The 20,381-nt window shown below is 31.1% G+C and carries 20 protein-coding genes; 8 read left to right on the plus strand and 12 right to left on the minus strand.

Annotation, left to right across the window (positions count from 1 at the left end):
- The first annotated feature begins 9 nt into the window (after window positions 1-9).
- The 7 genes from SJY17_RS13220 to SJY17_RS13250 all read left to right on the plus strand — a co-directional run bounded on the left by SJY17_RS13220 (window position 10) and on the right by SJY17_RS13250 (window position 6,121).
- The gene (locus SJY17_RS13220) at window positions 10-669 is read left to right on the plus strand and encodes an HAD family hydrolase (protein WP_397363037.1); all 660 of its coding nucleotides are present in this window, start codon (window positions 10-12) and stop codon (window positions 667-669) included.
- Window positions 670-757: 88 nt separating this feature from the next.
- The gene (hemN, locus tag SJY17_RS13225) at window positions 758-2,122 is read left to right on the plus strand and encodes an oxygen-independent coproporphyrinogen III oxidase (protein WP_397363038.1); all 1,365 of its coding nucleotides are present in this window, start codon (window positions 758-760) and stop codon (window positions 2,120-2,122) included.
- A gap of 72 nt (window positions 2,123-2,194) precedes the next feature.
- Complete coding sequence (locus tag SJY17_RS13230; RefSeq protein ID WP_397363039.1) at window positions 2,195-3,031, plus strand: universal stress protein; 837 nt, start codon at window positions 2,195-2,197, stop codon at window positions 3,029-3,031.
- 143 nt (window positions 3,032-3,174) lie between these two features.
- On the plus strand, window positions 3,175-4,017 hold the full coding sequence (locus SJY17_RS13235) for a universal stress protein (protein ID WP_397363040.1): 843 nt from the start codon (window positions 3,175-3,177) through the stop codon (window positions 4,015-4,017).
- Window positions 4,018-4,309: 292 nt separating this feature from the next.
- Window positions 4,310-4,750 (plus strand): hypothetical protein, encoded by a 441-nt coding sequence (locus SJY17_RS13240; RefSeq protein ID WP_397363041.1) that lies wholly within the window; start codon window positions 4,310-4,312, stop codon window positions 4,748-4,750.
- Between the two features lie 3 nt (window positions 4,751-4,753).
- On the plus strand, window positions 4,754-5,389 hold the full coding sequence (locus SJY17_RS13245; protein ID WP_397363042.1) for a hypothetical protein: 636 nt from the start codon (window positions 4,754-4,756) through the stop codon (window positions 5,387-5,389).
- Between the two features lie 6 nt (window positions 5,390-5,395).
- Window positions 5,396-6,121 carry a sulfite exporter TauE/SafE family protein gene (locus tag SJY17_RS13250; RefSeq protein WP_397363043.1) on the plus strand — a complete coding sequence of 242 codons (726 nt, stop codon included), beginning with the start codon at window positions 5,396-5,398 and terminating at the stop codon, window positions 6,119-6,121.
- Here SJY17_RS13250 and SJY17_RS13255 read toward each other — a convergent pair.
- From SJY17_RS13255 to SJY17_RS13295, 9 genes are all read right to left on the minus strand, one after another.
- The gene (locus tag SJY17_RS13255; protein WP_397363044.1) at window positions 6,118-6,951 is read right to left on the minus strand and encodes a universal stress protein; all 834 of its coding nucleotides are present in this window, start codon (window positions 6,949-6,951) and stop codon (window positions 6,118-6,120) included. The two genes, SJY17_RS13250 and SJY17_RS13255, sit on opposite strands and share 4 nt — an antisense overlap.
- A 90-nt stretch (window positions 6,952-7,041) precedes the next feature.
- Window positions 7,042-7,743 (minus strand): sulfite exporter TauE/SafE family protein, encoded by a 702-nt coding sequence (locus SJY17_RS13260; protein WP_397363045.1) that lies wholly within the window; start codon window positions 7,741-7,743, stop codon window positions 7,042-7,044.
- Window positions 7,744-8,190 carry a FixH family protein gene (locus SJY17_RS13265; protein WP_397363046.1) on the minus strand — a complete coding sequence of 149 codons (447 nt, stop codon included), beginning with the start codon at window positions 8,188-8,190 and terminating at the stop codon, window positions 7,744-7,746.
- A gap of 12 nt (window positions 8,191-8,202) precedes the next feature.
- Window positions 8,203-9,627 (minus strand): cytochrome c oxidase accessory protein CcoG, encoded by a 1,425-nt coding sequence (gene ccoG / locus SJY17_RS13270; RefSeq protein ID WP_397363047.1) that lies wholly within the window; start codon window positions 9,625-9,627, stop codon window positions 8,203-8,205.
- A gap of 11 nt (window positions 9,628-9,638) precedes the next feature.
- On the minus strand, window positions 9,639-10,613 hold the full coding sequence (locus SJY17_RS13275; RefSeq protein ID WP_397363048.1) for a cbb3-type cytochrome c oxidase N-terminal domain-containing protein: 975 nt from the start codon (window positions 10,611-10,613) through the stop codon (window positions 9,639-9,641).
- Window positions 10,610-10,801: a CcoQ/FixQ family Cbb3-type cytochrome c oxidase assembly chaperone gene (locus SJY17_RS13280; protein ID WP_397363049.1), complete on the minus strand. Its 192-nt coding sequence runs from the start codon at window positions 10,799-10,801 to the stop codon at window positions 10,610-10,612. Before SJY17_RS13280 ends, SJY17_RS13275 begins: the two co-directional genes overlap by 4 nt.
- A gap of 6 nt (window positions 10,802-10,807) precedes the next feature.
- Window positions 10,808-13,003: a cytochrome-c oxidase, cbb3-type subunit I gene (gene ccoN / locus SJY17_RS13285; protein ID WP_397363050.1), complete on the minus strand. Its 2,196-nt coding sequence runs from the start codon at window positions 13,001-13,003 to the stop codon at window positions 10,808-10,810.
- Between the two features lie 2 nt (window positions 13,004-13,005).
- Window positions 13,006-13,203, minus strand: coding sequence for a cbb3-type cytochrome oxidase assembly protein CcoS (ccoS, locus tag SJY17_RS13290; RefSeq protein ID WP_397363051.1), 198 nt, complete (start codon window positions 13,201-13,203; stop codon window positions 13,006-13,008).
- 73 nt (window positions 13,204-13,276) lie between these two features.
- Window positions 13,277-15,649 carry a heavy metal translocating P-type ATPase gene (locus SJY17_RS13295; protein ID WP_397363052.1) on the minus strand — a complete coding sequence of 791 codons (2,373 nt, stop codon included), beginning with the start codon at window positions 15,647-15,649 and terminating at the stop codon, window positions 13,277-13,279.
- Between the two features lie 108 nt (window positions 15,650-15,757).
- On the opposite strand from SJY17_RS13295, the gene SJY17_RS13300 reads away from it, so the two are divergent.
- Window positions 15,758-16,435, plus strand: coding sequence for a Crp/Fnr family transcriptional regulator (locus SJY17_RS13300; protein ID WP_397363053.1), 678 nt, complete (start codon window positions 15,758-15,760; stop codon window positions 16,433-16,435).
- Between the two features lie 100 nt (window positions 16,436-16,535).
- Here SJY17_RS13300 and SJY17_RS13305 read toward each other — a convergent pair whose 3' ends face one another.
- From SJY17_RS13305 to SJY17_RS13315, 3 genes are all read right to left on the minus strand, one after another.
- On the minus strand, window positions 16,536-16,916 hold the full coding sequence (locus SJY17_RS13305; protein WP_397363054.1) for a T9SS type A sorting domain-containing protein: 381 nt from the start codon (window positions 16,914-16,916) through the stop codon (window positions 16,536-16,538).
- A gap of 12 nt (window positions 16,917-16,928) precedes the next feature.
- Entirely contained in the window at window positions 16,929-18,242 is a 1,314-nt protein-coding gene (locus tag SJY17_RS13310) for a hypothetical protein (RefSeq protein ID WP_397363055.1), read from the minus strand.
- A gap of 77 nt (window positions 18,243-18,319) precedes the next feature.
- Window positions 18,320-20,380 (minus strand): T9SS type A sorting domain-containing protein, encoded by a 2,061-nt coding sequence (locus SJY17_RS13315; protein WP_397363056.1) that lies wholly within the window; start codon window positions 20,378-20,380, stop codon window positions 18,320-18,322.
- Window position 20,381 lies beyond the last annotated feature (1 nt).

The raw sequence follows: 20,381 nt of genomic DNA on the forward strand, positions 1-20,381 counted from the left end.
AAGAAAAACATGGTAAAAGCTGTATTATTTGATATGGATGGTGTTATTGTAGATACAGAACCTTTACACCATAAAGCATATTATAAAATGTTTAACGATTACAATATTGTTGTAACCGATAATTTATATCAAAGCTTTACAGGTCAATCCACCAAAAACATATGTAAAAAATTAGTTAACCATTTTAGTTTAAACACTACTGCTTTAGAACTAGAATTGTGTAAACGCAATCATTTTAATGGGCTTTTTGATTATGATGACAGTTTACAATTACTAGATGGTGTTTTAAATATTATTGAAGACTATTATAATAATGGTCTAACTTTAGTACTAGCCTCATCAGCATCTATGGGAACCATCAATAAAGTATTTACACGTTTTAATCTAGATCAGTATTTTATTGCAAAAATTAGTGGTGCAGATTTAAAAGCATCAAAACCACATCCAGAAATTTTTGAAAAAGCAGCAAAACTTGCTGGATTCAACCAAAACCAGTGTATTGTAATAGAAGATTCTACAAACGGAATTAAAGCAGCAAAAGCAGCAGGTAGTTTTTGTATAGGTTATGATAGTCTACATTCTAAAAACCAAGATTATTCTCTAGCAGATTACGTAATTTCAGATTTTAATGCTATTCGTTTTAATAAAATCAAAACCATTTTAAGCTAAAGCACTAGTTTTATTGCCTTTATGACATATGTCATATTTTTGGACTAATAACTGGACTAACTTTGACCTATAATAAAAAAAGTTAGGTATGTGCTTTTCATTAGTTAATAAATATAACGTCGCTGGACCAAGATATACAAGTTATCCTACGGTTCCGTATTGGGATACTGAAACGTTTTCATTAAAACAATGGAAACAAACTTTAGTACAAGCGTTTAATGAAAGTAATGATAACGAAGGTATAAGTCTTTACATCCATCTTCCTTTTTGCGAAAGTTTATGTACTTTTTGTGGATGCAATAAACGCATTACAAAACGTCATGAAGTAGAAGTTCCATATATACAAGCTGTTTTAAAAGAATGGCAATTGTATTGCAATTTGTTTGACACAAAACCAATGATTAAAGAGTTGCACCTTGGTGGTGGAACGCCTACTTTTTTTGCTTCAGAAAATTTAAAGCTTTTAATTAACGGAATTACAGATAAAGCAACATTAGCAGATAATTACGAGTTTAGTTTTGAAGGACACCCAAACAATACAACAAAACAACATTTACAAACACTTTTTAACTTAGGATTTAGACGTGTTAGCTTTGGTGTACAGGATTACAATCCAATTGTACAAAAAGCAATCCATAGACTTCAACCTTTTGAAAACGTAAAAAAAGTAACAGAATTAGCCAGATCAATTGGTTATACTTCTGTAGGGCATGATATTATTTTTGGATTACCATTTCAAACTGAAACACATGTTGCAGAAACAATAAAGAAAACAAAAAAGTTATTACCAGATCGTATAGCATTTTACAGCTATGCACATGTACCATGGATAAAAGGTAATGGACAAAGAGGCTTTAAAGATAGTGATTTACCAAAGCCAAGCATTAAACAAAGTCAATATCAATTAGGTAAAAAACTATTAGCAGAAGCTGGATATTATGACATTGGTATGGACCATTTTGCTTTGGAAACTGACTCGCTCTATAAAGCTAGTAAGACAGAAACCATGCATCGTAATTTTATGGGTTATACAGCCTCAAAAACTAAAGCAATGATTGGCTTAGGTGTATCATCAATTAGTGATAGTTGGTATGCGTTTGCGCAAAATGCAAAAAGTATAGAAGAGTATTATGACTTATTAGAACAAGATATAATTCCTGTATTTAGAGGACATATATTAACTAATGAAGATTTAACCATTAGACAACACATTTTAAACCTAATGTGCCATTTTAAAACCAATTGGATGGCTAATGGATTATATTTTGAAGAAGTACCAGAAGTAGTTTTAAAACTTAAAGAAATGCAAGATGATGGACTACTTAAAATAGAATTAAATCAAATTTTTATTACAGAAAAAGGAAAACCATTTGTTAGAAATATTTGTATGGCTTTTGATTTATTATTACAACGTAATAAACCAGAAACGCAATTATTTTCAATGACAATTTAAAAATAGCAAGTCTCTTTTTTAGGACTTGTATAATTAATTAAAATAAATCCTTAAACCCTTAAAACACTAGATATGAAAAAGATTATAGTACCAGTAGATTTTTCAGACCATTCAAATTATGCACTAGAATCTGCAGCAATTTTAGCAAAAAAATATAATGCAGATATTTTAGCATTACACATGTTAGAAATCTCTGAAACAATATTAACAAAAGGAGAAACAGACTTACAAGCAGAAACTGTTTTCTTTATGAAATTAGCAGAAAAACGTTTTAATGAGTTTTTAGAACAAGACTATTTAGAAGGTGTTAATATCACTCCTATTGTTAAACATTTTAAAGTTTTTAGCGAAGTAAATGATGTTGCTAAAGAGCATGATGCAGACTTGATTATTATGGGTTCTCATGGTAGTAGCGGTCTAAAAGAAATTTTTGTAGGATCAAACACCGAAAAAGTTGTACGTCATGCAGAAGTACCTGTATTGGTTGTTAAAAACAAACCAACAGCGTTAAGTTTTGACAACGTAGTATTTGCATCGGATTTTTCTGAAAACACAGTAACTCCATATATCAATGCTAGTAAGTTGTTTGACAAATTAGGTTCTAACATGCACTTAGTTTCTGTTAATACACCAGGAGACAACTTTAATAGTACTTCTGAAATGGAAAAAATAGTTGCCAGTTTTTTACAAAAAGCAGATGGCAACCTAGATAAATTATCAGAAGTTAAATTTATAAACGATTATACAGTAGAAAAAGGTGTACTAAACTATGCAAATGTTTCTGGAGCAGATGTTATTGCTGTAGCAACACATGGTCGTACAGGATTTGCTCACTTTTTATCTGGAAGTATCTCAGAAGATATTGCAAATCACTCTTCGTTACCAGTTGTAACTTTTAGAATAAAATAAAAAAACGCGTTTTAGTTAGTAGTTGATAAAGCCTATTAAGATGATTATTCATTTTAGTAGGCTTTTGATTTAAAAGCTAATAATTATCATGTTTTTTCTCCCAAATAACTATTAACTTTAAGTAAACCTTAAACTTGATAGTTATGAAACATATCTTATTACCAACAGATTTTTCAGACAATTCCTGGAGTGCAATTGTATATGCCCTAAAATTATTTAAAGACGATCTGTGCAAATTTTACATATTACACGCAGAGCCATTAGCTGCATCTTCCCTATCTGCTTTATCTGACATTTATATAAAAAGTATAATGCATCAAAGTAATACGCAGTTAGAAGAACTAAAACAGCAAATTACTAATAGTGATGCAAATGCAAATCACAGTTTTAAAACCATTTTAAAGTTTTCAGGTTTAGAAGAAGCTGTCAATAATTGTATTGACGAAAACGCAATAGAATTGGTAATAATGGGTACTAAAGGATCTACAAAAAACAACTCTTTATTTTTTGGAAGTAATACAACTGGTTTAATCGAAAAAACAAAGAACTGTCCTGTATTAATAATTCCAGATGAGTATGATTACAAACCCATTAAACAAATAGTGTTCTCAACAGATTTAAATAGGTTTTACAGTGATCAAGAGGTTAAAATTATTAGCGATTTTACGTATGACAACAACTCGGTTTTAAGAGTCATACATATAGAAACTAACAAACCTTTGACTAGTATACAACAATACAATCTTTCTGTCTTAAAAACAGGTTTTAAAGGTTTTGAGACACATTATCATTCTGTACCAAACTACACTAAAAAAGCAGAAGTCATTAACAGTTTTATAGACGATTTAGGTATAGATTTACTTATAATGGTTAACTATAAGCATAGTATTGTTGAACGGTTTTTAAACGAGCCTGTTATTAAAAAAATCGGCTTTCAACCACATGTGCCCTTTTTAGTAATACCAGATAATAGCAACAAAAACTAAAATACTGATTACATGATATTTATCATAGTTAATACTGTAAGTTAATTGTAAATTTAAGTATAATTTAAAAGTTAAGCCTTTCAAATTAAATGTTAGTTCTGTTTTAAAATGATTTAATAAAAAACTAAAACAGAAAAAAATTGGTAAGCGCATCTTAAAATCAAAAACGCTATTAATCAACTTCAGGAAGTTAGGGTTTCCTGTAAAAAAAGATTTTAAGATAAATTAACCAGTAAACAGGAAGAGAATCTACTTTTCTTCCTGTTTTTTTTAATTAAAAAAACAACACATTATGAAAACAGAAAACAATACAAACATCGTAGAATGGTATAGTGCAGATCGTATGCATGATATGTCTAAAAACTGGTTGTCTGATCTAAATTTTATTAAAGACGAACAGCATTTTTTAGAAGATTTAATTACTAATTATACACTCAAAATAATTGATAATGATGCTTTAGACAGAGCACAGAATGTAGCAACAGCATTACAAAGAACTAAACGTGGTAATCAAAAATTATTAAACACTTTAATAAGACATGAAAATGAATTACAGCTGATGGTTGATGGAAAAGACGAACTTGAAAAAGAAAACAAATACAAAACAGAACATAGAGAATTAAGAGAAACTATAAGTGATTTTTATTTTGATTACAAAGCTGTAAAGTTTGAAATATTTAACTTGGTAAAAAGCTTAATGAAGACTGATAAACAAGAACATTTATTAAAATAGATTATGAAAAAATTAATCTTACCATTACTTGTACTCTTACTTATTAGTTGTGATAGTACACAACTAAAAGATCACTGGAAAAGTCCAGATATAGACACCTATGATGCGCAAAAAGTATTTGTTCTAGCAATGACAGATAATACAGAAGCTAGACGCAAATTTGAAAATAAAATGCAAGCACAATTAAGCTTAAGAGGTGTCCAGTCTACTAAAAGTTTAGACAAATTTGACACTGATTTTATATCTAAAAAAAGAACTGAAGATGAAATAAAAAAACTTGAAAAACAATTAGCAGAAGAAGGATATGACACAGTAATATTTACAAAAGTAGTAGGTATAAAAAATAAAATTAAGTACAAAGAAGATTATTCAAATCTTGATAAAAACCACAATAGGTTTAATGAAGATTATTTAATGTACCAAGATCAGTTTTTTAATCCTGATAAATATAAAGATTACCAGGTTTACAATGCAGAAACGTCTGTATATTGTATTTGCCCAACAAAAGAACGCACACTTGTCTGGAAAGGTTATATAGATATTATTGATCCAGATAATATAAACAAAACGGTAAACGATTATTCTAAACTTTTAATAATGATATTGGAAGAAGACAGTATAGTTCCTTTAAGAAACTAGAGGGTTATGCTATCAAAATATTTTGGTGTTTTTCTGTTTTTAGTCTTATTAGCAGAAATCTTAGGAACCGTAGGTGGATTTGGTTCGTCTGTATTTTTTGTTCCTGTAGCTAACTTTTTTTTTGACTTCCAAAGTGTTTTAGGGATTACTGCTTTATTTCATCTGTCAAGTAATATAATTAAAATTGGTTTTTTTAGAAAAGGAATAAACAAACGTGTTGTTTTGTACTTAGGTATTCCTGCTATAATTTTTGTATCCATTGGAGCATATTTAAGTCAATTTTTTAATCCAATAATTCTAACATATTTTTTAGGTGGATTTTTAATAGTTTTAAGTCTTATCTTTTTAGTTTTTAAACAATTAAAAATAAAAGACAATAATAGCAACGCTATTATTGGTGGAGCTTTATCTGGTTTAAGCGCTGGATTATTAGGTACTGGAGGTGCTATTAGAGGTATTACTTTATCTGCTTTTAAAATGAGTAAAGAAAAATTTATTGCAACCTCAGCTGTAATAGATTTAGGTGTAGATTTTAGTAGATCTATAGTTTACTATCAAAATGGATACATCCATAAACATGACCTTTACCTTATACCAATTTTAATTGTTGTAAGTGTTATTGGTACATATTTTGGCAAAAAAATATTAGACAAAATCTCTCAAGTGCAATTCCGTGACTTTGTACTAATACTAATCCTTTTAATAGGAATTGCAAGCATTATTAGTAATTAATCATGTAATATAAACAAAGGGACTGTTGCAATTTTACTATGCTTTGTTATTGGAGACCCAGAAAACAAACGCTCTAAAAAACTTGTTTTTTGAATAATAAATACTTCAAAATCTATAGTATTGGTTTGCACATAAGTATCCACAACGTAATGCATTGGTACTTTAGACACATAATGATAGATGTAGTCAGAATCAACAAATAACTGCTTTAAATCCTTTTTATCATGGTCTTCAAAAGCTTTACTAACCTTATCATCATTAATTCTTAAAACATGATATTTAGTTTCGTCTTTATTAACAATGCCTAATATAGTGCGTAATTTTTTACTATTTAAAGCATCTTTTTCGTCTAAAGGAATTAAAATTTCTTTGGGTTTAGTAAATTCAAAATCCTTAGGTATAACAAGTGTTGGACAATCAACTTTCCTAATTACATTTAATGTATGACTACCAAAAACAACCTCATCTGCTCCTGTAACACCATTTGTACCCATAACTATCAAATCTATATTTTGAAGCTTTACTAATTGGTTAATGGCATCTGTAAACACATCATAATCTATATGAATAGAAAACGAATGATTTTCATTTTTAAATTTAATTTGCAGCATTGTCATTAAATCTTCTAAATCTTCTTTAGGAGATTTTATTATAGAAGCATATAAATTATCGTTTCCATTAGTCATTAAATCTGCTGTAGTAAAAGATGATGCTTTATGTACATAAACTAAATGAAATGCAACCTTCTGCTTTTTTAAAAGCTGTATTGCATAAAACATTGCGTTTTTAGAACTGTCTGAAAAATCGGTAAGTAATAATATGTTTTTCATTTAAAATGAGATTTAAATTAAAGAAATGAATAGCTTCCTCTAATTTACGACTATTAGTTGTAATTAGATTTTAATTGAATAAGAAATTATTTAATGACAATCAATACCATTTTTAACAATCTCTACCACAGGAGTTGGAGAAATATAAGGTATACCAAGACCTAAGCCTCTTAATATAAATAAAGCTCCTATAATTACAACAACTACTGGAATAGCTTTTTGAATGCGTTGCTTTACTGTAGTATTTAAAAATTTACCCAAGTAAATAGCAGAAGTCATTAATGGGATTGTACCTAACCCAAAAAAGGCCATATATAAACTACCTTGTAAAGCTGTTCCTGTTGCTATAGCTCCAAAAACTGCCATGTAAACAAGTCCGCATGGCAAAAAACCATTTAAAAATCCAATGGTTAAAAAAGTATCTATTGTTTTCTTTTTTAAGGCTTGACCCATTTCTTTTTTTACAAAACCAATAGCTTTGTAAATGGGCTTAACAATAAAATTTTGACCTATTTTTTTATAAGGAAATACAACCACCACAATCATTAAAACCCCAATAATTATTGATAGTTTTTGTTGTAACCCAAAGATATATAAGCTTTTTCCAATAAGACCAAAAATTAACCCAATAGTACTATAGGCTAATAAACGACCAATATGGTAAGCAGTAATTTGACTAACTTTTTTAAAAGAATTACTTCTATCTACAGGTAACATAAAGGCAATAGGACCACACATACCAACGCAGTGAAAACTTCCTAAAAGGCCAAATATGATTGCAGAGAATAGCATTTAGTACAAAATATCTTCTTTAAACATATAGTTAGTATCTTTATAATTCCAATCTATTTTAATGTTCCAACGACCATCTAACAAACGTTTGTCAGGTATGAGCAAATTGTGATTAGACAGAGAGATTGTGGTCTCAAAATCTAGTTGTTTGTTAGATGGTCTATATAGGAACACTTTACCTTTAATACTTTTATAATCTAAGTCTTTTGGAAAGTTAACGACCATACCTTCTGGTGTTTTTTTCCAAGTTAATTTAGATACTAAAGATTTAGAATTGGTTTCTTTATCAATATCGTTTTGATACTCTAATTCTTGTTTGTAATAATTCTCATTAACTAAATCGTGATCAAGGCTTTTATCTGTATTCATAGATATTACAAAATACATGATAAAGCTTATAAAGCCTATAAATGCAATGACTATTGCTGTTCCCCAATTTAGTTTCATCGTTTTTATTATTTAGTTATAGCTTCTTGGTCCTAAGAAGTTTACTGTTGTTGTCTCTATTAGTTTATCACTACTATAGACTTCTATTGTTAATTTACTTTTATCTTTTTGTAATAGACTTTGATCTAATTCTATAAACAAAGTTCCTTCAGATAAACCTTGAGCTGGTACAATAAAATCTTTATCTGTTGACACTAATTTAATTACACCATCGTAGTCTTTTAATTTAAAGCTAACATCATTTATATCTTTTACCGTCTTGTTTACCAGTTTATATGTAAATACGTTACTAATTATATTGCCTTCTTTATGTTCAAATAATTGTCCTGGCAACCTTAAAACTCTTGCTTCAACATCGTTACGCAGTTGTAACATTGCAAATAAAACACCTATTAGCACTACCAAAACAACAACATATGCTTTTAATCTTGTAGTAAATTTAAAAGGCTCTTTATTTTCTATATTTGCTTCACTTGCAAATCTAATAAGACCTTTTGGCAAATCTACCTTTTCCATTATGGTATCACACTCATCAATACAAGCAGTACAGTTTACACATTCCAATTGTGTACCATTTCTAATATCTATTCCTGTTGGACAAACATTAACACATTGCATACAGTCTATACAATCTCCATGTCCTAGTGCTTCTCTATCTTCGTTTTTACGCCATTTTTTTCGTCCGTTTTCACCTTCTCCTCTTTTATGGTCATAGGCTACAATTATAGATTTATTATCTAATAGCACACCTTGTAAACGTCCATAAGGGCAAGCAATAATACAAACCTGCTCTCTAAACCAAGAAAACACAAAATAGAAAACACCTGTAAAAATAATTAAAGGAATAAGTGTCCCAATATGTTTAAATGGTCCTTCAGTAACATATTGTATTAATTTGTCACTTCCAATTAGAAAAGCCAAAAACACATTTGAAATTAAAAATGAAATTATAACAAAAATAGTATGTTTTAAAACACGTTTTCTAATTTTTTCAGAAGTCCAACCAGACTTTTTTAAACGCATTTGCTTACCTCTATCTCCATCAATCCAGTACTCAATGCGTCTAAAAACCATTTCCATAAAAATGGTTTGAGGACAAATCCACCCACAAAAAATACGCCCAAATGCTACTGTAAAAACAGTAAGAAGAACAACACCAATAATCATTGAGACAACAAATAGATGAAAATCTTGTGGCCAAAACGGAAAGCCAAAAATATTAAATCGACGCTCCAAAACGTTGAATAATAAAAACTGATTACCATTTATTTTAACAAATGGTGATGCAATCATAAAGATTAACAAAAGATAACTAACATATTTCCTGTAGTCGTATAATTTACCACTAGGTTTTTTAGGAAATATCCAAGCACGTTTACCGTCTTCGTTTATTGTTGCAATCGAGTCTCTAAAGCTTTCGTTTTGTGGAGCGTCCATCTATCTGCTTATTAATTGTTCATAGAAATAGATTCCTCTACTTCTAATACTTCAGTTTTTATGTCCTGAGTTTGCTCTTCTGTCGGAGTTTCAATATTGTCTTCTCCTTCTGGTTGCCACAAGTCTCCTTCTGCTGCTTTTGGATTAGCTGGAGTTGTACCTTGTAATGACAAGACATAACTTGCTACTTGAGCCATTTCTGCTGGTTTTAAATCCTTTTTCCATGCTACCATTCCTTTTCCAGAACGACCACCTTCAGATATGGTTTTAAAAACATTTTTAATGTCTCCACCTAATATCCAATGTTTGTCAGTTAGATTTGGACCAATTCCTCCTCCTCCATCAGCCATGTGACATGCTACACAGTTAGCAGTAAAAATACTTTTACCAGCCTGTATATCTGATGCTTCTGTTAATAACTCTACAGAATTAACATCTACTAAATTTTTAGCAGTTTTCTTATATTCTTCTATGTCTATTTTAGCCTGAGCATACTCTCTATCTAATTCGTCATACTGTGTATCTGTCGTACCAGAAACATGAAAGTTAAATAAATAAATTACTGCAAAAACCATAGATGCATACCAAGAATATAGCCACCATGGTGGTAAGTCATTATCTAACTCCTTAATACCATCATAATTATGGTCTAGGATAATCTCATGCTCTTCTTCAATAGCTTTATTACCTCCTTTAAATTTGTTGTAAAGCGCTTTAACTTTATTAAACTGAGGCGATTCTGCTTTGTTTGCTAAATAACGTTCTTTTCCAGCATCATCTAAACTTTGAAATAATACGTTTTCTATTGAACCTACAATACCTTCAATTGCAATTAGAATAAATAATACTAGTGCTAAAAACAGCATAATAATTGGATACTCTAAAAATGCTGGTTTGTCTCCTGAGTCAACAAAATATTCTACCAATCCGAAGATGGTGAAAAATATAACAGGAACTCTGACGTATGATGGGATTAAATTTCTCATAATTCGGTTTCGTTTTGGTTATCTAATTCTAATGGTATATTACTTACTTTAGTTATGTAGTCTTTTTTGGCGGTAAATACCCACCAAAAAAGAATTACAAAAAAAGCAAAGAATATTAGTAATGAAAGGATTGGGTAAATCTCAATACCTACAATGCTTTCTAAATGTTTTTTTACAAATTTTAACATGACTACCTAGTTTTGTGCTGTTGTTTCATCAACTGTATCTACTTTAATATCTGTACCTAAACGTTGTAGGTAAGCTATCATAGCTACAATCTCTCTATTACGCATTTCTACAAAATCTGCTCCTCCACTTTTCTTACTATCTTCATATGCTTTTGCAAAATCTGGATCATTATATAGGTTTTTCTCTATTTGAGTTCCTTGTTCTAACATTTGTGCTTGTGCATTTGCAATGTCTTCTTCTGTATAAGGTACACCTAAAGTAACCATCACTTTCATTTTTGCTTCGATATCATCCTTATATAATTTGTTATTAATTAACCATTTATATGAAGGCATTATTGATCCTGAAGATGTACTTTGAGGATCATACATGTGATTAAAGTGCCAGTTATCTGAGTACTTACCACCTATACGATGTAAATCTGGACCTGTACGTTTACTTCCCCAAAGAAATGGATGGTCATAAACAAACTCTCCTGCTTTACTATATTCTCCATAACGCTCTACTTCACTTCTAAATGGACGCACCATTTGAGAGTGACAACCAACACAACCTTCACGTATATAAATATCACGTCCTTGTAACTCTAAAGGTGTATATGGTTTAACACTACTAATAGTTGGTATGTTAGATTTAACCATTATTGTTGGAACGATTTGGATAATACCTCCTATTAAGATAGCTATAGTAGCATAAATTGTTAATTTAACTGGTTTACGCTCTAACCAAGTGTGCCATCCTTCTCCAGCAATACGCTTTTTAGACACACGTTGTAAAGCAGCAGCTTCAGCTAACTCATCCTCTACTATACTACCTTTTCTAATCGTTACAATTATATTGTAAACTAAAATTAACATTCCTGTTAGATATAAAGTCCCTCCAATTGCACGCATCCAGTACATTGGCATAATCTCTGATACTGTTTCTAAAAAGTTACCATATACTAAAGTTCCGTCTGGATTAAATTGTTTCCACATACTTGCTTGTGTAAATCCAGCAACATACATTGGTAAAGCATACATAATGATACCTAAAGTCCCAATCCAGAAGTGCAAGTTAGCAAGTGGTAATGAGTGTAGTTTTGTTTTAAATAGTTTTGGCACTAAATAATAGATCATACCAAAGGTTAAAAATCCATTCCATGCTAATGCACCAACGTGCACGTGAGCAATAATCCAATCTGTAAAGTGCGCAATTGCATTTACATTTTTAAGCGATAACATTGGTCCTTCAAACGTTGCCATACCATAACCAGTAATAGCTACTACCATAAATTTAAGCACTGGATCAACACGTACTTTATCCCATGCTCCACGAAGGGTTAATAGTCCGTTTATCATTCCTCCCCAAGAAGGCATTAATAACATGATAGAAAATGTAACTCCTAAATTCTGAGCCCATTCTGGTAAAGCTGTATATAATAAGTGGTGTGGTCCTGCCCAAATGTAAATGAAAATTAATGACCAGAAGTGAACGATAGATAGTCTATAAGAATAAACAGGTCTGTTAGCTGCTTTTGGTACAAAATAATACATTAAACCTAAGAAAGGAGTGGTTAAGAAAAATGCAACAGCATTATGACCATACCACCATTGCACTAAAGCATCTTGTACACCTGCGTAAACAGAATAACTTTTCATACCAGTTAAACTAACAGGTAACTCTAAACTATTAAAAATATGCAAAACTGCTACAGTTACAAATGTTGCTATATAAAACCAAATAGCAACGTATAAGTGACGTTGACGACGTTTGATCATTGTACCAATTAAGTTTGCACCAAATGCAACCCAAATTAATGCAATAGCAATATCAAATGGCCACTCTAGCTCTGCATACTCTTTAGAAGTAGAATAACCTAAAGGTAAAGTTATGGCAGCACCTACAATAATTAATTGCCAACCCCAAAAGTTAATGTTACTTAGCAAATCGCTAAACATTCTAGCTTTTAATAGACGTTGTGTAGAGTAATATACTCCTGCAAAAATTGCGTTACCAACAAAAGCGAAGATAACTGCATTTGTATGTAATGGTCTTAAACGACCAAAACTAAGCCATGAAATCCCATCTGTCATATTTGGGAATAAAAACATGAACGCTAAAATAAGCCCTACTAGCATACCTACAACTCCCCAGAGCATGGTTGCATAAAGAAACTTTTTAACGATCTTGTTATCGTAATAAAATTGCTGCATTTCCATAATTAATTGTGATTAGTCTTTATTGATTTTTTAGTTATTTTCTTTGTTGTAGTTTTTACCAATTCGTCATCAAAAAGCATTCTGACAGATGGTGTATATCCATCGTCAAATTGTCCATTTCTTACAGCTATAATAAAGGCTGCGAAAAAGACAATTGCTACTATAATACTTACCGTTAATAAAATGTATATAACACTCATACCTGTTAGAAGTTATTCGTCAAAATTAATATAGTATCCCTTTTTAAAAGATGATATTTATCATGTTTAATCATTATTTTAATTGTCGTCCAATCCAATTTGTTGAAATGGTTGTAAATAAAACAATACTTATAGAGCTTAAAGGCATCAAAATAGCTGCTATTACTGGAGCTAATTGACCTGTAACTGCAAAATAAAGCCCAATAACATTATAGAAAAACGACAATACAAAACTCCATTTAATAATATTTATCGCTTTTTTTGAAGCTTTTATATAGTGATTTAATTGGTTAAATTTTGTGGCATCCAAAATAGCATCACAAGCAGGAGAAAACACATTGACATTTTCTGATATTGCGACACCCACATTACTTTGCGCTAAAGCTCCTGCATCATTAAGTCCATCTCCAACCATTAATACTTTTGCACCTTCAGTTTGATGATATTTTATATACTCTAACTTGTCATCTGGTTTTTGATTGAATAATAATTTTGTTTTTGCAGGTAATAGCTTTTTAAGATTTTCAAATTCGCCTTCATTATCTCCTGATAGTATTACTAATTCATATTGTTTTTTAAGCGAATTAAACAATTTTGACAAGCCTTTTCTGTAACTATTATAAAAAGTAAATTTACCCTTATAAGTATTGTTTGTACTGACATAAACAGAGGTGTTTAATACTTCTGTTTCATTTTGATGGCCAACAAATTTAGCTGATCCAATCTTAATGTTTTGGGTGTTATGAGAAGCTTCAATGCCTTTTCCTAAATGTTCTTCAAAGTGATCTAATGAAATAATATTGTTTTCTTCTAAAATATCATACAAGCCTCTACTTAATGGATGATTAGATCCTCTTAATGTGTTTTTTAACAAGACTTCTTCTGCATTACTTAATGGCTCTCCTTCGTATTTGGCATCACTTTTTTTATTAGATGTTATGGTTCCTGTTTTATCAAAAATTATAGTATTGATATGTGCTAATTGCTCTATTACAGATGCATTTTTTAAATAGAATTTTTTCTTTCCAAAGATGCGTAACAAATTTCCGAAGGTAAATGGTGCAGATAATGCAATAGCACAAGGACAAGCAATAATTAAAACTGCTGTAAAGACATTCATTGCTTTTGATGCATCATAATACAACCAGAAAGTAGTAGCTATAAAAGCTATGCTTAAAACTGCTATAGTAAAGTTTTTACTTATGGCATTTGTTAGTGTTGTGAATCCGTCTTCTTTGTTTTTACTAAACACATCATTACTCCATAATTGCGTTAAATAGCTTTGCTCTACAGATTTTAAAGCTTCCATTTCTATAACACCAGAAGTTTGTTTACCTCCTGCAAAAAGTTTGTCACCAGATTGCTTAGTAACAGTCTCAGACTCTCCAGTTACAAAGCTATAATCTATTTTTGCTTTTCCATTAATTAAAATACCGTCAACAGGAATAAGCTCTTGGTTTCTAATAAGCAATCGATCTCCTTTTTTTATATCATAAACCTGAACAGGTACTTCAGTTTTATTAAAGACTTTTGTTACAGCTATTGGAAAATAGGACTTATAATCACGTTCAAATGATAAAAACGAATAGGTTTTTTGCTGAAAGAATTTACCTAATAACAAAAAGAATACTAAACCAGTTAAACTATCAAAAAAACCAGAACCAGTGTTTAAAATAATTTCAATAGTACTCCTTAAAAACAATACAACAATACCTAATGCTATTGGGATATCTATATTTAATATTTTAGTTTTAATAGCTTTATAAGCAGACACAAAATAGTCTTGAGCAGCATAAAAAACAACTGGTAGAGAAAAACTAAACATTATCCACCTAAAAATGTGTTTGTATTGATCTAACCAAAACCCATCTACTTCAAAATATTCTGGAAAAGACAAAAACATAACATTTCCAAATGCAAAACCAGCAACCCCAAGTTTATAAATTAAGCTCCGATTTACGTTTTGCTTACCTGTTTTATAATCTTCAAGACTTATATAAGGCTCATATCCTACAGAGCTTAATAATAAAACTAACTGTTTAAGAGAAAAATGTGATGTATCATAGGATACTCTAACTGTTTTTTTTCCAAAATTAACTTGAGATAATGAAACAGCAGGATTTAATTTATTTAGATTTTCTAAAATCCAAATACAAGAACTACAATGAATATGCGGAATATAAAAGGTAGCAATCTGGGTTTTACCATCATCAAAATCGACCAACTTCTCAACAATTTTTTCTTGAGACAGAAAATCGTATTTACCTTCAATTTCTTTTGGAATTGCTCCAGGAGAAGCCTGTAAGTCGTAATAACACGTCAAATCGCTTTCAGAAAGTATCTCGTATACTGTTTTACAACCGTTACAACAAAACGGTTTTTCTTCTAAAAGGATTGTTGTATCTGTACAATTATCTCCACAATGATAACATACTTTAGTATCCATAAATTTGCTCTTTTTACCTGTAACAAAGGTTACAAATTACTCCAGCTTATTTTATGATATTTGTCATATAATGTATACTTTTGAATACATCGCAATTATAGAAATGGTATGAGTAAATGTGAACAATGCATTGTTAGGCAATTTAATAGTTTAAAAACCCTAACAAGAGATGAGTTAATGCGTGTTTCTGCATGCAAAACATCAAAAATCATCAGAAAAGGAGAAGTTATTTTTGAAGAAGGAGACTCCCTTAATGGTGTTTACTGCATTAGAGATGGTGTTTGCAAAATGAGCAAGCTAAGCGAAAACGGAAAAGATCAAGTCGTTAAATTAGTAGTTAAAGGTGGTATGATGGGTCAACGCTCTTTAGTTAGTGGTGAAACTGCAAATCTTAGTGCTGTTGCTATTAATGATATGCAAATTTGTTTTATCCCAAAACAAGAAATCTTAAACGATTTACAGAAAAACTCAAACTTCTCTATGGATGTTTTAAAGCGTATGGCTTTAGATTTAAGAGATGCTGATGATACTTTGGTCGATATGGCACAAAAAACAGTTAAACAACGTTTAGCTGAAACACTACTTTACATTAAAAACAAATTTGGAAATGATGATGATGGTTTTTTAAACATAACGCTTTCCAGAGAAGATTACTCTAGCATTGTTGGTACTGCTACAGAAAGTGCAATCCGCATTTTATCTCAGTTTAAAAAGTCAGGTTTAATTAGCACTTCTGGTAAGCAAATAAAAATTGAAAATGAAAAAGGTCTACTTCGTGTAGAATAATTTTATTATTATAATAAATTTAGGCTAAAAGCTCTACTAATAATTATAAAATAATGAAGCAATACTCTATTAAACATATAAAACATTGCTTCATTTTAGTTTATTCTTTTACAAGTTTTATTGTATTTATTCCTGTATTAGAAGTAAATTTTACAAAATACAATCCAGTTTTTAAGTTTGCAGAATCAATTAAAAAAGTAGAAGCATTAACTTCTTTTTTAAAAACAGATTTTCCTAATACATCAAATACCTCTACAGTATTAACTATTTGAGATGCATTAACATTCCAATTATTAGTTGTAGGGTTTGGATAGACATTAAAAGTATTTGCTTGAAAACCGTCAACAGACAATGGGTTTTGAGTTAATATGATATTATCAACATATACAGTACCTGGATTTGTTACTACTTGCATAAAAGCTTCAAATTTCCATTGAAAAAAATGAGTGCTAGCGAATCCTAAATTTGTAAAATAAGACATTGGTATTGAAACCTAAGTCCAAGCACCAGTTACAATCGATTCGTCTGTTCCAATTTCATAAGTATATTCCATAACTGCACCATTATTACTTATCATTCTGAACTGAAAACCAGGTACACCTGGAGCAGCCCAATACATAAAGTTAACATAATCATATCCAGAAACATCATCAGGACCACCTTCTCCTTGTCCATATCCTGCAAAAGAAAAATCAAACTTTAACGCTTGATTTACATTTGTACTTGTATCTAAATCAGGCTCACCACCTATAGTTCCAAAATCATAAGCAAAAGGAAAATTAGTAGTATAACCGTTGGTGTCGTTATAAATACTATAGGTTTCATTATCCGCTGCAGTTGGTAAAGGTGCTGGTTCTGGATCTGGTATTGGGACAACATTTGTTCCTCCTGCAAAATCATCTACTAAATAAGTTCCAACATCTGTGTTATTAAAATCTGGAAAAAACACTACTAAATCGTAAGTACTTAAACCTGCAGGATAATCCAAACTAATATTTTGCCAAGCAGTTCCTGTTGTTGTAAATTGAAGTTCTGTAGTTGGGTTAGCTCCAGATCCTCCTTCAAATTTTAAAAGATGTGTACGTGTACCGTAATCTGCTATTGGTTTAATCCTAAAGGTAATAGTATTGTTAGCATCATCAGATAAATCTAAGTTTTGAGCTAAAATTAATTGAGCAGTATCAAATAATGCTCCTCCTCCAGATATCTCACCTACATTATCTCCTGCATCTGTTGTTAGTACAAAGCCACAATCATAACCAATAAATGTATCATCAGCAGTTTCAAAATCTATAGGAAAAATTGCTGCTGGAGGTGGTGGAGGTGTAACATTAGTCCCTCCTGCAAAATCATCTATTAAATAGGTTCCGACGTCTGTATTATTAAAGTCTGTAAATAGCACTAATAATCCATAGTCACCTAAACCAGAAGGAAAATCTAAAGTAATATCTTGCCAAGCAGTACCTGTAGTAGTAAATCCTAATTCTGTATCTGGTCCAGTCCCATTTTCAAATTTTAATAAATGTGTACGTGTACCGTAATCTGCTGTTGGTTTAATACGGAATGTAATAATATTATTAAAATCATCAGATAAATCTAAATTCTCTGCAAGTGCTAATTGTACATTGTCATACAATGCTCCTCCTCCAGTAACAGATCCAACATCGTCTCCAGCATCTGTTGTTAAGGTAAATGTGCAACTATCAGCAAACATATCGTCTAAAGGGTCAGAAAAATCTATTGGAAATACTTGAGCGTACCCTAAACTAGTTACCAAAAGGGATAACATAAATGTAATTTTTTTCATAATTCATGTTTTTAAATTAAAAAAGCCACAAAGACAAGATGCTATGTGGCTTTATCTTAATTGTATTTAATTAAAGATTATTCTTTAATTAGTTTAACAGTTTTAGTTCCGTTTTCAGAATTAAACCTTGCAAAATATAATCCTGCATTTAGGTTTGAAGTTTCAATAACAAAATCTGAACTATTCACATTTTTTACTAAAACAGATTTTCCTAATACATCAAATACTTCAACTGTATTAACTAACTCAGATGCTTTAACATTCCAGTTATTTGTTGAAGGGTTTGGATATACATTAAATTGAACTACATCAAATTGATCAGTACTTAAAGGAGCTCCTTTATAAAAGTACAGGTTATCAATGTATATTTTATTATCTACATTCATCATTAATCTTGCTCCAGAACCACCATCAAACTTAAACTGAATAGCAGCTGTAGGATCTCCTGTTATTCCAGCAATCGGAATTTCAACACTTTGCCATGTACCTGCTTGACTAGTTATTGGGTGAGCAATCTCTGCTCCAGAACTAATTACATAAACATTTGGATTTGTATCATTAGTCCAGATATCTAAATGTAAATAATCCATTGCTGATATATCTTGAGCTCCATTAAAATCAATTCCTTGATAGTTAAAATTAGGATACTCTAAAGATGCATTACCAGATCCTGGTACTACTTCAAAAGCAGTATTTGCAGAACCAAAACCAGTTTGTCCCCAATTTGGATTATAATCTACATTTGAAACATTAGCATAAGCATCACTAAAAATTGAAATAACATCAGCAGCATCTCTTGCTGGAGGTGTAGGTGCATCCATTCCTGGAGTTGTAATTGCAAAAGAAATTGTATATGTTTTTGTAGTTGTTCCATCCGCTGCTGTTACTAACACTGTAGCATCTCCAGGAATTGCTGGAGCTTGAGTAATTGTAGTTACAGTTGCTGCTGCATCTGTTGTTGTTGCTAAAGTAACTTGAGGCACAACAGTTGTTCCTGCAGGTAAATCAACTGTATAAGTTTCTGTATTAGCAGAAAAACCTGCTACAGTAGCATTGTCTACTTGTAAATCGCTTAACGTTGCATCTGTTCCAGCTGCTGCTGGGTCTTTCCAGAAATATAAATTATCAACATAAATAATGTCTGTACCACTACCACCATCAAACTTAAATTGGATAGCACTTGTTAAATCTCCAGTTATTCCAGCTACTGGAATATCAAGACTCTGCCATGAACCATCTACGTTTGGTATTGGATGAGCAATCTCTGCTCCAGAACTAATAACATATACATTTGGTGCTACTGTTCCTGCTGTCCAAATATCTACATGTAAATATTCCATTGCTGAAATATCTTGTGCTCCATTAAAATCTATACCTTGATAATTAAAGCTTGGGTAATGAATTGCTAAATCTCCAGTACTTGCTACATCGTATGCTGAATCAGCTGAACCAAAACCAGACTGTCCCCAATTTGGATTATAATCTACATTTGCAATATTAGAATAAGCAGGATCTGCAAAAATTGATATTACATCTAAAGGGTCCCTAGCAGGTGGTGTTGGAGCTGCTACTGTTGGACCAGCAGGTGGAGCTGGTATTGCAGAACCTTGTACAGCAGTTATATCATCAATATAAACTGTAGTTGCTAAAACTGCTGGATCAATAAAACTTCCAGCACTATCCACATTAGCGAATAATACAAATTCATTCCACTCACCAGTTGCTCCAGTAAATGTAAATGTTAATGTTTGCCAACCTGATCCTGTATGAGCCTCTGCAGAAGGTAACTCAATATCTCCTTGAGCACTTGTGCTTGCCTGAATTTTTCCTTTAAGATATAATGGAGTTGTAGAATGTACATTTACAGATACTGTCTTTGTTGTTGTTAAATCTATATAATAAGATTGAGGTCTAACAAAAATCCCTTTCCAAACATCTCCTCCTGCGGTTAAGTCTATTTTTCCAACTTGATTAGCTGCATTATCAGGAGCTGCATCCAAAGAGGCTGCCAATCCGCCTCCGAATCCTCCATATATGTCTTGAGCTGCAGTATTTTGCGCAGCTGCAAAATCTTGTAAATTTACTTGTGCCGAAATGACAGAAGTAATAAATAATAATAAAAAAGTAATTTTTTTCATA

It is taken from the genome of Olleya sp. R77988 (genome assembly GCF_044594215.1).
Classification (GTDB): Bacteria; Bacteroidota; Bacteroidia; order Flavobacteriales; family Flavobacteriaceae; genus Olleya.